The sequence below is a fragment of the Chryseobacterium gambrini genome (genome assembly GCF_027920505.1).
GTDB lineage: Bacteria > Bacteroidota > Bacteroidia > Flavobacteriales > Weeksellaceae > Chryseobacterium > Chryseobacterium gambrini.
Window position 1 is genome coordinate 434,313 of sequence record NZ_CP115857.1, and the last position, 12,235, is coordinate 446,547.

Sequence of the window (12,235 nt, forward strand, 5' to 3'; positions counted from 1 at the left end):
CAGAATAAAATTAGACAAACAAAATATTTTTCTTTTATTGCTGATCGTAATGGTTGCAGCAGGTAAACTGATTCCTTTCAGGAGCGAATACAATCAGTATTTTAATCTATCAGCATTTATAGACTGGGGAATTGCAGCTATCTTCCTTCTGTATGGACTAAAGCTGAATATCAAAGAAATCATCAAAGATATTTCCAACTGGAAACTGCATCTTTTGGTTCAAACCGGAACATTCATTATTTTTCCGCTGCTCGTTTTTTTGTTTTATGGTTTTGTAAAAGATACTGAATTTTTCGTTACCTGGCTTTCCATATTTTTTCTGGCAAGTCTGCCTTCAACAGTCTCTTCTTCAGTCGTTATGGTTTCTATCGCGAAAGGAAACGTAACTTCCGCTATTTTCAATGCCTCCATTTCAGGAATTATCGGAATTGTCATTACTCCTTTACTGATGAGTTTTTTTGTACAGCCCGATCAGGAAAATATTAATAATGCAGAAATTATCCAGCAGCTTATACTTAAAGTTTTACTGCCGATTATTTTAGGATTAATTTTAAACCCGTTATTGAAAAACTGGGTGACAAAGTATGCGAAAATTATTGCAGAATTTGATAAAATGATCATTCTACTCATCGTCTACGAAAGTTTTTCTGAAGCTTTTTCACAAAACGTATTTGCTTCGGTTCCTCCTTCTGTATTTCTTATTATTGCGCTCAGTGTAGTTTCTTTGTTTTTCTCGGTTTACGGAATTTTAAAACTGATTTCCCGAAAGCTTCATTTTAAAAGAGAAGATGTGATTACAGCCACTTTCTGCGGATCCAAAAAATCTCTGGTTCACGGAAGTCTTTTCATAATGGTTTTAGGAATTCCGGAAGATCAGAAAGTACTTTTTCTGCTTCCTGTGATGATTTATCATAGTTTTCAGTTGTTTTACGTGAGCTGGCTTGCCAATAAAATTGAGAAAAAATATCGTTTGCAAAAAATATAATCCCTGTAAATTATATTTTTATTGCTTTTCAGATTTAAATCAATTCACTATTTTTGAATCATGATTAAAGCAAGGAATATCCATAAATTTTATGGGAATTTAGAAGTACTGAAAGGCGTTGATATTCATATCAAAACAGGAGAGGTGGTTTCAATTGTGGGAGAATCCGGTGCCGGAAAATCTACACTTTTGCAGATTCTGGGAACACTGGATCAGCCAACCACTTCGAATAAATTTGATACGGAAATAGAAATTGCCGGAGAATCTTTCATCAATATGAATGACAAACAGCTTTCTAAATTCAGAAATCAGAATATCGGTTTTGTATTTCAGTTCCATCAGTTATTGCCGGAATTTACAGCTTTAGAAAATGTTCTGTTGCCGACAAAAATCGCAGGAGCCAACGAAAAAGAAGCTATAGAAAAGGCATATGCTCTGTTTGAAGACTTAAAAATTGAACAGCGACTCCACCACAAGCCCAACCAGCTTTCGGGAGGGGAAGCGCAAAGAGTAGCGGTAGCAAGAGCTTTAATCAACTCACCGAAAATCATTTTTGCAGATGAACCTACCGGAAATTTAGATTCGAAAAATGCAGATGATCTTCACAGATTGTTTTTTGATCTGAGAGATAAATACAATCAGACTTTTGTGATCGTTACGCATAACCCGAATCTAGCAGAAATCACTGACCGAAAGCTCGTGATGAAAGACGGAATGATTATCGAATAAAACTTCCGCAAATGATGAAACCCTTTATTTTTTTATTTCTTTTCTTTATTTCTTGTTCAAAATTTGATTCTCAGGCTTCAAATACTGTTGAAGATTTGCCTAAGTCTAAAATTTTGGAAGTAAAGAATTTTATTAAAGGAAAAAATTACAATCAGAATCTTGCTGTCTTTATCAATTTTAAAATTCATTCAGGGAAATACCGTTACTTTGTTTACGATCTGAAGAACAATAAAATCCTGCAGAAAGCAATTGTTGCTCATGGTGACGGATCTGTTGTAAAAAACTCCTCTGCCTTGAAATTCAGCAATGTTGATGGTTCTCACCAATCCTCTTTAGGAAAATACGAAATTCGGGAAAGTTATTCCGGAAAATTCGGAAAAGCCTATCGACTGGATGGTCTGGACGAAACAAACAGCAATGCAAGAGCCAGAGCAATTGTATTGCATTCTTATTATTGTATTCCAGACAAAGAATCTGCAAATCCTGCCTGTTTAAGTTTTGGATGTCCTATGCTTTCTAAAAATGCATTCAACGAAACTTCTAAGTTTATTGACGGTTCAAAGGAAACGATTATTTTATATGCTTTTTACTAATTTTATTTTAAACTAAAAAAATGCGCATTAAACTCCTTGCCGAAGACGACAGACCGAGAGAAAAATTTTTACGGAAAGGTAAAAGTTCGCTTTCTGATTCTGAACTGCTTGCCATCATCATGGGAAGCGGAAGCAGGGACGAAACGGCAATTGAACTGGCAAGAAAAATTTTAGCATCTGTTAATAACAACTGGCATCAGTTAAGCCTGTTGTCTTTAAAAGATTTAATGAAATTTAAAGGAGTGGGAGAGGTAAAAGCTATTTCCATTATTGCGGCTTTGGAGATCGGGAGAAGAAGAGCAAGTCAGGAAATTCCTGAGAAACCTGTGATTTCAGGAAGTGATGGCGCATATCAGATTTTCAGAAATCATTTGTCGGATCTCCGGACAGAGGCATTTTGGGCAATTTTTCTGAATCAGAGCAACAGAGTCATTCACCTTGCCCAGCTTACACAGGGAGGAATTAATCAGTCGATTGTGGATATAAGAGTCCTTTTTAAAACAGCTTTAGATCATTTTTCGACAGGAATTATCGTGGCACACAACCATCCTTCGGGAAATCTGAAGCCAAGTAGAGAAGATATTGAAATCACTCAAAAAATAAAGGAAGCAGGAAAAATGCTAGGAATTCAGCTCCTGGATCATCTTATTGTGACACAGAATTCATACTTTAGTTTCTCAGACGACGGATTATTATGATTAAAAGATTGAAATACAATGAAATAGATTTTGAGAAATATTCTAAGTGTCTTGAAAATTCTGCACAGAAAAACTGGTACGCAAGAAAAGAAGTTTTAGATCAGCTTTCGGGAAACTGGCATATTTTGGTTTATAATGATTATGAAGCGGTGATGCCGGTTCCTTTAAAAAGAAAATTTGCTTTAAATTTAGTGGTTATGCCGCTTTTTTGTCAACAACTGGGTGTTTTTTCATCTAAAGATGATTTTAAAATTAATGATCAGTTCCTGAATTTTCTCAAAAACAGATATAACATATTTTCATACTCTTTCAATCATTACAATTCTTTTTCGAAGGATTTGGATAAAAAGAAAAATTACACAATCCAGATTTCAGATTATATTCTGCTGAGAAGAAAAAAATATTTCAAAGGAAGAAAATCTACGGCAAAATGCGCTCAACATCTTATTTATAAAGAAATTGATTTCAGCGAAGAAAGCTTTTCTTTCATGCAGAAAAACTTTAAAGGGCTTTCTAAAGATGGAGATGTAGAAAAATACAGAAAATACTTAAATTTTCTTTACACCAATAATTCTCTGAAGCTTTCAGGAGCCTATCTTGATGAAAAACTAATCAATATCGCAGTTTTGATTGACGAAAAAGATCAGCTTTCTTTGTTGGGACTTATTAACGATGAAGAGTATAAAGATGAAAATGGTCCTTCCTTTCTTATTGATAAAATTCTGAGTTTTTATATTCATGAAAAGAAATTTAATTTTATGGGAAGCAACATCCGGGGAATAGAGGTTTTTTTTAAAAGTTTTGGCGCAGAGCTTCAGAAATATCCTACTCTCGAAAATAAAATTCTGAAAAAGTTTTTTTAGATAAGATATTGGATTTTTTATTGTGGATTTTTCATATATAGATTGAGAAAATATTAGTAATTTTGCTACCTCAAATTATGACAAGTTTTTCAGGATATTTACCCTATGCTTTTGCATTGATTATTGCAATACCTTTTTTGGTTTTGCTGAGACAGTTTGTATTTACTTACATTAAACTTAAAGAACAGGAAATCAGGTTACTTTCTGTAAAGTCCAATTCCGAAAATAAAACCCAGTCTTACGAAAGAATGACGCTTTTTATGGAGAGATTAAAACCTTCCAATCTTATCCAGAGATTTGATAAAGGTCTTGCAGCCCATGAATTTATTTTTCTGACTGAAAAAGCGATCAATGAAGAATTCGATTACAACGCTTCACAGCAATTGTACATCACCAAAAATTCATGGAAAAACATTGTCGATTCCAAAAACGCAGTTATAGAACTTCTTCACAGAACCTATGAAGGAATCAACGGAAATGCAAACCTTGATGAGTTCAAAACTATTTTTCTGATGAACTATATGGAAGGAGAAGACTATATTTCTATGACCATTGAAGATTTAAGAAAAGAAATTTTAATAATAGCTTAACTAAAAAAATAAATTTTAAATAATGATTCCAAATTTTAAAGCACATCCATGGCACGGAATTTCTGCAGGAGAAGATGCGCCAAATGTTGTAAATGTTTTCGTGGAGATCGTTCCTTCAGACACTATTAAATACGAAGTAGATAAAGAAACAGGATTTTTAAAGGTAGACAGACCTCAGAAATTCTCAAATATTATTCCGGCATTATACGGTTTTGTTCCAAGAACCTATTGCGACAGCGCAGTAATGAATTTAGCAGTTGAAAGAGGCGCTACAGACGTTACGATGGGAGATCACGATCCGCTAGACATCTGCGTTTTAAGCTCTCACAACATTCACGCAGGAGGTTTGTTAATGGAAGCTATTCCAATCGGAGGTTTCAAAATGATCGATGGAGGTGAAGCGGACGATAAAATCGTAGCAGTAATGATCGGAGATCATGCATTCGGACATTTCAGAGATATTTCAGAACTGCCGGAAGCAGAAGTGAAACGATTAATGCACTACTTTCTTACTTACAAGAACTTACCGGATGAGCCTGCAAAATGCAGAATTCAGGAAGTTTACGGAGCAGAGCACGCTAAAAAAGTAATCAAAGCTTCTCAGGAAGATTATTCAAACAAATACGGAGGATAAATTCTCTTTATTTCGGATAAATTAAAGGATAGACGGTTTTCGTTTATCCTTTTTCTTTTTAAGAGTTCTGTATTGTAATAAGAATTCCGAAATCATACCTTTCGAAAACATAAAAAACGAGATATTGTCAATTTTTAATTTTTTTAGGAGCTGTTTCCTGCTTTCCACTGTATCTTTTTTGTTACGGGCTCCTGAACTACGTTCGTAAACCTCCAGTTTATGCTCCGCCCGCAACAAAAAAGGATGCCGTTTCAATCAGGGCTAGTAATTATCACTCTTAATAGATTGCTAACCAAAACCTCAGAGATTTTCATTCCACCAAAAATTTTTGCAACATTGTTCTTTTGATTTCTCTAATCAGCATATAATTTACATCAGTTGCTTCAAGCATATTAAATTTAATCCGTTTAATCGTTTAACTGCTAATTTTGAAATACTTATAAAGATTTTAACATAATCCATAGAAATTATTCGTTATATTTAATAATCTATTACCAAAAAAATATTAAACTATGGATCTATTTGTGTTAGTACCAATTTTTGGTGTCGTTGCTTTACTGTATACTTTTTTTCAGAGTAACTGGGTAAGTAAGCAGGATGCTGGAAATGAAAAAATGAAAATTATCAGCGGACATATTGCTGACGGTGCAATGGCTTTCCTGAAAGCCGAGTACAAGATTTTAACCTATTTCGTAGTTGTGGTAGCTATTCTTTTAGCGGTGATGGGGATGAGCAATGCCAACTCCCACTGGAGTATCGGGATTGCCTTTGTAGTCGGAGCAATATTTTCCGCATCTGCTGGTTTTATCGGGATGAAAATCGCCACAAAAGCCAACGTAAGAACGGCACAGGCTGCCAAAACATCCCTTTCTAAAGCATTAAAAGTTTCTTTTACAGGAGGTTCCGTAATGGGAATGGGCGTTGCTGGTTTGGCTGTTTTAGGATTGGGAGCTTTATTTTTAATCATCAAACAGATTTTTGCACCCGACGCAACCGTGGATTCCCACGAAATGGAAAGAACGATTGAAATTCTTACAGGATTTTCTCTGGGAGCTGAATCCATTGCCCTTTTTGCAAGAGTGGGTGGAGGAATTTATACCAAAGCAGCAGATGTAGGAGCCGATCTGGTAGGAAAAGTAGAAGCCGGAATTCCCGAAGACGATCCTCGAAATCCTGCAACTATCGCAGATAACGTAGGAGACAACGTAGGAGATGTTGCCGGAATGGGAGCCGATTTATTCGGTTCTTACGTAGCAACGGTTTTAGCAACCATGGTTTTGGGAAGAGAAACCATTTCTCAGGATTCTTTCGGTGGTTTTGCCCCGATTCTTCTCCCAATGCTGATTGCCGGAACAGGAATCATTTTTTCAATGATCGGAACCCTGTTTGTCCGAATTAATGACAATGAAGATTCTTCCACATCAAGCGTGCAGAATGCTTTAAACCTTGGAAACTGGGGAAGCATTGTAATTACGGCTGTAGCGTCTTATTTTTTGGTAAATTATATCTTGCCCGACAAAATGGTTCTCAGAGGACATGAATTCTCTAAAATGGGCGTTTTTGGGGCAATTATGGTAGGATTGGTTGTAGGTACTTTAATGAGCATCATTACAGAATATTATACAGCGATGGGGAAAAGACCGGTATCGAGCATTGTAAGACAGTCCTCAACAGGTCATGCAACCAACATCATCGGCGGACTTTCTGTAGGAATGGAATCTACACTGCTTCCGATTATTGTTTTGGCAGGCGGAATTTACGGATCATATCTTTGCGCAGGATTATATGGCGTTGCCATCGCAGCAGCCGGAATGATGGCAACAACAGCAATGCAGTTGGCAATTGATGCTTTCGGACCGATTGCGGACAATGCAGGAGGAATTGCTGAAATGAGCGAACTTCCCAAAGAAGTTCGTGAGAGAACGGATATCCTTGATGCAGTAGGAAATACAACGGCAGCCACAGGAAAAGGTTTTGCGATTGCTTCTGCTGCTTTAACGGCTTTAGCTTTATTCGCAGCTTTTGTTGGAATTGCAGGAATTGACGGAATTGACATTTACAGAGCCGATGTTCTTGCCGGATTATTTGTCGGCGGAATGATTCCGTTTATCTTTTCATCATTGGCAATTACCGCAGTGGGACAGGCTGCAATGGCAATGGTAGAAGAAGTAAGAAGACAGTTCCGCGAAATTCCGGGAATTTTAGAAGGAAAAGCACAGCCGGAATACGAAAAATGTGTGGCCATATCCACCGATGCCTCCATCAGAAAAATGATGCTTCCGGGAGCTATTGCCATCGTTTCCCCTTTGCTCATCGGGTTTATTTTCGGACCGGAGGTTTTGGGAGGTTTTCTTGCCGGAGCAACGGTGAGCGGAGTTTTAATGGGAATGTTCCAGAATAATGCAGGCGGAGCCTGGGACAATGCAAAGAAATCTTTTGAAAAAGGAGTGGATATCAACGGACAGACTTATTATAAAGGTTCTGAACCCCATAAAGCTTCCGTAACGGGAGATACGGTGGGAGATCCGTTCAAAGATACTTCAGGACCTTCGATGAACATTTTGATTAAACTGATGTCGATTGTTTCTCTGGTGATTGCTCCGACATTGGCTGTTTTACATAAAGATAAAATAGATGCCAACAGAAAAGCGAAAATTGAAGCTTTAACAGGCGTTTCAGCAGATTCATTAACTAATCAGACAGGATCAGCAGCAATTGTTCCACAGGAAATTAAAGGCTACGTTAATGAAAGCGGTGACTTTGTCTATGATACAGGAAATATTCAGGAGATTCAGTTGGACGGAGGAAAAAAGATAAAAATCGGAGAAGGAAGCCAGTTGTATCAGATGTACAATTCGGTTAAAAATAAAGATCAGGGAATTTTGGATCCGAATGAATGGTTTACGATAGAAAATCTTTACTTTGAGACAGGTTCCAGTGATTTAAAAGCGGGTTCTGAAGTCCAGTTATTAAATTTAGTTGAAATTATGAATGCCTATCCAACTTTAAAAATTAAATTGGGAGGTTATACCGATAATTCAGGAAATGAAGAGAGCAACCAGAAGCTTTCCAATCTGAGAGCTCAGACTGCGAAACTGAAATTGCTTGAACTGGGAATTTCCGGAGACAGGGTGGAAGCAGAAGGATACGGTTCTCAGCATCCTGTTTGCGCAGCCAACGATACCGACGACTGTAAGGCAAAAAACAGAAGAATTGATGTAAGAGTTTTGTCTCTGTAAAAATCAACTTTAAATATTGAAAGCACTGCATCATGCGGTGCTTTTGTTTTAAATATCATTTAAATTTTCTTGCCAAGAAATCTGCTCAACTAACGAAACAAAATATTTAATGTTGTCATTTCGACAAAGGAGAAATCTAAAAATAAAAAGGTGGAGATCTTTACGCTTGCAGTGATTTTAAAGATGCTTTTTTAAATACTCAAGCGCATCAATAATCAGATCATCATTTTTAGCAAAACTGAATCGTACATAATCTGAATTCTTTCTGGAATTGTAAAAAGCAGATAAAGGAAGACACGCTACTTTTTTCTCGATGGTAAGCCATTTCGAAAACTCTACGTCTGTCATTGTTTTTGAAACAGTTCTGAAATTCACGATTTGAAAAACGGCGCCTTCTGCTTTTTCTTCAACAATGAAAGGCGTTTCTGTAATCAGATCACTAAAAAGATCGCGTTTTTTTTGCATTAAAATCTGGTTCTGTGAAGGATCAAAAACTTCCAGATATTTGGCTATTGCGTACTGACAGGGCGCGTTTGCACTGTAGGAAATATACTGTTGATGACAGCGGAATTTCGCCGTTAATTCTTCAGGTGCCAAAAGATAGCCGACTTTCCATCCGGTAGAATGAAACATTTTTCCAAAAGAAAAAATGCAGAATGTCCTTCTTTTGAGCTCAGGATGAAGAAACGAACTGTAATGTTCCTTTCCGTCAAAACAATACGTATCGTAAATCTCTTCCGAAATCAGATAAATTTCCTGATCTTTAATGATGCTGTATAATTGATTCCAGTCGCTTTCAGACCATATTTTTCCGGTTGGATTTTGTGGAGAATTTACAATAATGGCTTTTGTTTTTTCAGAAATGCAACTTTGCAGTTTTTCCCAATTTACCGAAAAATTATTGTCAAGATCATAATAGACAGGAATACCCCCATTCAGAAAAATAGAAGGACCATACGTGTAATAAGAAGGCTGTATAACGATAACTTCATCTCCTTGATTAAGAATGGATTTAAGGGAAGTATATAAAGCAAAAGTTGCACAGGGAACAACGGTTATTTCATTTTCCTGTAATCGGATGCTGTTTTTTCTTTTGAGATTAAAACGGATTATATTTTTTATCAGAAGCGGATTTCCTGCAAGTGGTTCATAATTATGGCTGTTAAGATCTGCAGCTTCTTTCAGATACTCCCTCAAACGGTGGTCGATATCAAAATCCGGCAAACCTAAAGACAGATCAAAACTGTTGTTTTGGGTTGCCAGTTCAGACATTTCAGTAAAAAAAGAGTAATGATTGAATCCGTAGATATTCTCCATACTTTTTGCATTTATTTCAAATATAAGAAAAATAGCAATCCGTAAAAGATTAAATATTTTTTGTTATTTTTAAGCAAATTATTCCATAATGAGAAAATTATTCATTCCACTATTTTCACTTGCTGTACTGGTAAGCTGCGGAACGGCAAAAAATGCAGCCGATGCAGGGACAACTCAAACTTCATCTGCCGCAAAAGGTGATAAAGCTTATTTGGCTGCCTATAAGGAAATTAAGGCAGAAGATCTAAAGAAAAACCTGTACGTAATTGCTTCCGATGATATGGAGGGTAGAGATACGGGAAGTCCGGGACAAAAAAGGGCAGGAGAATACATGGTGAATTACTATAAAGGCTTAGGAATTTCTTATCCTAAAGCTTTGGGATCCTATTATCAGAAAGTTCCGTCTGATTTCATGAAGAAAAGAGGCGGCGGAAATCTTCCTGACTCTGAAAATATTCTGGCATTTATTGAAGGATCTGAAAAACCTGAGGAAATTATTGTGATTTCGGGTCATTACGATCACGTAGGAACAAGAAACGGAGTAGTTTACAACGGAGCAGACGACGATGGAAGCGGAACAGTTGCAGTAATGGAGATTGCAAAAGCTTTTCAGGCAGCTAAAAAAGCAGGAAACGGTCCGAAAAGATCCATTTTATTTCTTCACGTAACAGGAGAGGAACATGGTTTATTTGGTTCTGAATTTTACACGGATAATCCGGTTTTTCCTTTAGCCAATACCGTGGTTGATTTGAATATCGATATGATCGGTCGTGATGATCCTGAAAACAGAGGAAAACAGTATGTATATGTCATTGGATCTGAAATGCTGAGTTCTCAGTTAAAAGTAATTAATGAAGCGGCAAACAAAAAGACCAATAATCTTGAGTTAAATTATAAGTATGACGATCCGAATGATACCGAAAGACTGTATTACAGATCAGATCACTATAATTTCGCTAAAAATAATGTTCCTGTAGCATTTTTCTTTGACGGAATCCACGAAGATTACCACAAACCAACGGATGATGTAGAGAAAATAGATTATAATCTGCTGGCTAAAAGAACCCAGTTGGTTTTTACAACGGCTTGGGAAATCGCCAACAGACCAGACAGAATCGTTGTAGATAAGAAATAATTGAATTAAAAAATACAATACAAAAGGCAAATTAGCAGATCAGCAGTTTGCCTTTTTATTTAAATTAAAATTTACATGAAAATCCGTGAAGCTGAGCTGAAAGATATTCCACAGATCCAAATCGTAAGAAATTCGGTGAAAGAAAACACGTTATCTGATCCCAATCTTGTTACAAATCAGGATTGTGAGAACTTTCTTTTTGACAGAGGAAAAGGCTGGGTTTGTGAAGATAATAACAGAATTACAGGATTTGGAATTGTAGATATGAAAGAGAAAAGCATCTGGGCGCTTTTTGTTCATCCGGAATTTGATAATCAAGGAATCGGGAGAAAACTTCACGACACCATGCTGAATTGGTATTTTGATCAGACGAATGAGAAAATCTGGCTGAGCACTTCTCCAAGTACAAGAGCGGAGATATTCTACAGAAAATCAGGATGGACAGAAAACGGAATTCACGGAAAGAATGAAATAAAATTTGAAATGACTTATAACGACTGGAAAAACAGATTACAATGAAACAGAATATAAAATCAATGCGTCCTTTTATAGGCTCTGAAAACTTTGAAACCAGCAGGAGTTTCTACCGTGATCTGGGTTTTGAAGAAGTGATTCTGAATGCTAAAATGTCTCTGTTCAAATGGAATGAGACTGCTTTTTATCTTCAGGATGCTTATGTAAAAGACTGGATTGATAACACCATGCTTTTTGTAGAAGTTGAAAATACAGACGAATTTTATCAGGAACTTATCAGTTTACATCTTACTGAAAAATATGAGAAAGTAAGAATTTTGCCTGTGAGAACAATGGATTGGGGAAAAGAATGTTTTGTTCATGATCCTTGTGGAATTTTGTGGCATTTCGGAGAATTTTTCTAATCAATTGCAGTTAAGAGAAAATTACATTACCATCATTTAAAAACAATAATCAACTACAAACGAAGAATGATCTACGCTTTTGATACCTATTATTACGACGATTATGCCCATACAGTCTGTTTAGCCTTTCAGGATTGGAATTCTGAACAGGAAGCAGAAATTTTCACAGAGAAAACAACAATTACCTCAGAATATGAAAGCGGAGCTTTTTACAAAAGAGAATTACCCTGTATTCTCAGTCTTTTAAATAAAATTCAACTTCAGCAAGGCGATGTTATCATTATCGATGGCTATGTAACTCTGGATGAAGAAGGAAAAATAGGACTTGGAGGGCATCTTTACGAAGCTTTAGACCAAAAATTTCCGGTAGTCGGAATTGCAAAGAACGGTTTTAACAGTCCGGATTCCGGAAGAAGAATCATTTATCGGGGAGAAAGTAAAACGCCTTTGTTTCTTACTGCAAAAGGAACTGATGTAGATGAAATTAAACAAAAGGTAGAACAGATGCACGGAAATTTCAGAATTCCGACATTACTTAAAAAATTAGATCAGCTTTCCCGAAGTTAAAATATTT

13 protein-coding genes are annotated in these 12,235 nt (G+C 36.4%); 12 read left to right on the forward strand and 1 reads right to left on the reverse strand.

The genetic code is table 11. The annotated features are described in order from the left end of the window. Nucleotides 1-49 precede the first annotated feature (49 nt). The 8 genes from PFY09_RS01845 (at nt 50) to PFY09_RS01880 (ending at nt 8,331) form a co-directional block, all read left to right on the forward strand. On the forward strand, nt 50-985 hold the full coding sequence (locus tag PFY09_RS01845; protein ID WP_271162367.1) for a bile acid:sodium symporter: 936 nt from the start codon (nt 50-52) through the stop codon (nt 983-985). Between the two features lie 60 nt (nt 986-1,045). Next, entirely contained in the window at nt 1,046-1,714 is a 669-nt protein-coding gene (locus PFY09_RS01850; RefSeq protein ID WP_087709976.1) for an ABC transporter ATP-binding protein, read from the forward strand. Between the two features lie 11 nt (nt 1,715-1,725). Further along, entirely contained in the window at nt 1,726-2,307 is a 582-nt protein-coding gene (locus tag PFY09_RS01855) for a murein L,D-transpeptidase catalytic domain-containing protein (RefSeq protein WP_271161224.1), read from the forward strand. 20 nt (nt 2,308-2,327) lie between these two features. Next, entirely contained in the window at nt 2,328-3,005 is a 678-nt protein-coding gene (gene radC, locus PFY09_RS01860) for a RadC family protein (RefSeq protein ID WP_271161225.1), read from the forward strand. Next, nucleotides 3,002-3,868: a hypothetical protein gene (locus tag PFY09_RS01865; RefSeq protein WP_271161226.1), complete on the forward strand. Its 867-nt coding sequence runs from the start codon at nt 3,002-3,004 to the stop codon at nt 3,866-3,868. The genes radC and PFY09_RS01865 overlap by 4 nt, the downstream gene beginning before the upstream one ends. A gap of 77 nt (nt 3,869-3,945) precedes the next feature. Further along, nucleotides 3,946-4,458: a DUF7935 family protein gene (locus PFY09_RS01870; protein ID WP_076390335.1), complete on the forward strand. Its 513-nt coding sequence runs from the start codon at nt 3,946-3,948 to the stop codon at nt 4,456-4,458. 22 nt (nt 4,459-4,480) lie between these two features. Continuing rightward, nucleotides 4,481-5,092: an inorganic pyrophosphatase gene (locus PFY09_RS01875; protein WP_076390334.1), complete on the forward strand. Its 612-nt coding sequence runs from the start codon at nt 4,481-4,483 to the stop codon at nt 5,090-5,092. A gap of 512 nt (nt 5,093-5,604) precedes the next feature. Next, the gene (locus tag PFY09_RS01880; protein ID WP_271161227.1) at nt 5,605-8,331 is read left to right on the forward strand and encodes a sodium-translocating pyrophosphatase; all 2,727 of its coding nucleotides are present in this window, start codon (nt 5,605-5,607) and stop codon (nt 8,329-8,331) included. Nucleotides 8,332-8,508: 177 nt separating this feature from the next. Here PFY09_RS01880 and PFY09_RS01885 read toward each other — a convergent pair whose 3' ends face one another. Beyond that, complete coding sequence (locus PFY09_RS01885) at nt 8,509-9,648, reverse strand: aminotransferase class I/II-fold pyridoxal phosphate-dependent enzyme (RefSeq protein WP_271161228.1); 1,140 nt, start codon at nt 9,646-9,648, stop codon at nt 8,509-8,511. An 88-nt stretch (nt 9,649-9,736) separates the two neighbouring features. On the opposite strand from PFY09_RS01885, the gene PFY09_RS01890 reads away from it, so the two are divergent. From PFY09_RS01890 to PFY09_RS01905, 4 genes are all read left to right on the forward strand, one after another. Continuing rightward, a complete protein-coding gene (locus tag PFY09_RS01890; RefSeq protein WP_271161229.1) occupies nt 9,737-10,783 on the forward strand; it encodes a M28 family metallopeptidase in 1,047 nt (348 codons plus the stop codon). Between the two features lie 75 nt (nt 10,784-10,858). Then, nucleotides 10,859-11,302 (forward strand): GNAT family N-acetyltransferase, encoded by a 444-nt coding sequence (locus PFY09_RS01895; protein ID WP_271161230.1) that lies wholly within the window; start codon nt 10,859-10,861, stop codon nt 11,300-11,302. Next, complete coding sequence (locus PFY09_RS01900) at nt 11,299-11,661, forward strand: VOC family protein (RefSeq protein ID WP_271161231.1); 363 nt, start codon at nt 11,299-11,301, stop codon at nt 11,659-11,661. The genes PFY09_RS01895 and PFY09_RS01900 overlap by 4 nt, the downstream gene beginning before the upstream one ends. Before the next feature lie 66 nt (nt 11,662-11,727). Further along, the gene (locus PFY09_RS01905) at nt 11,728-12,228 is read left to right on the forward strand and encodes an endonuclease V (protein WP_271161232.1); all 501 of its coding nucleotides are present in this window, start codon (nt 11,728-11,730) and stop codon (nt 12,226-12,228) included. The last annotated feature ends 7 nt before the right edge of the window (nt 12,229-12,235 follow it).

Excerpts from the sequence above, each read along its gene's own strand:
- PFY09_RS01895 (WP_271161230.1), top strand. The coding sequence starts at position 10,859 with ATGAAAATCCGTGAAGCTGAGCTGAAAGATATTCCACAGATCCAAATC.
- PFY09_RS01865 (WP_271161226.1), top strand. The coding sequence starts at position 3,002 with ATGATTAAAAGATTGAAATACAATGAAATAGATTTTGAGAAATATTCT.
- PFY09_RS01870 (WP_076390335.1), top strand. The coding sequence starts at position 3,946 with ATGACAAGTTTTTCAGGATATTTACCCTATGCTTTTGCATTGATTATT.
- PFY09_RS01880 (WP_271161227.1), top strand. The coding sequence starts at position 5,605 with ATGGATCTATTTGTGTTAGTACCAATTTTTGGTGTCGTTGCTTTACTG.
- PFY09_RS01900 (WP_271161231.1), top strand. The coding sequence starts at position 11,299 with ATGAAACAGAATATAAAATCAATGCGTCCTTTTATAGGCTCTGAAAAC.
- PFY09_RS01890 (WP_271161229.1), top strand. The coding sequence starts at position 9,737 with ATGAGAAAATTATTCATTCCACTATTTTCACTTGCTGTACTGGTAAGC.
- radC (WP_271161225.1), top strand. The coding sequence starts at position 2,328 with ATGCGCATTAAACTCCTTGCCGAAGACGACAGACCGAGAGAAAAATTT.
- PFY09_RS01845 (WP_271162367.1), top strand. The coding sequence starts at position 50 with ATGGTTGCAGCAGGTAAACTGATTCCTTTCAGGAGCGAATACAATCAG.
- PFY09_RS01875 (WP_076390334.1), top strand. The coding sequence starts at position 4,481 with ATGATTCCAAATTTTAAAGCACATCCATGGCACGGAATTTCTGCAGGA.
- PFY09_RS01855 (WP_271161224.1), top strand. The coding sequence starts at position 1,726 with ATGATGAAACCCTTTATTTTTTTATTTCTTTTCTTTATTTCTTGTTCA.
- PFY09_RS01850 (WP_087709976.1), top strand. The coding sequence starts at position 1,046 with ATGATTAAAGCAAGGAATATCCATAAATTTTATGGGAATTTAGAAGTA.
- PFY09_RS01905 (WP_271161232.1), top strand. The coding sequence starts at position 11,728 with ATGATCTACGCTTTTGATACCTATTATTACGACGATTATGCCCATACA.
- PFY09_RS01885 (WP_271161228.1), bottom strand. The coding sequence starts at position 9,648 with ATGGAGAATATCTACGGATTCAATCATTACTCTTTTTTTACTGAAATG.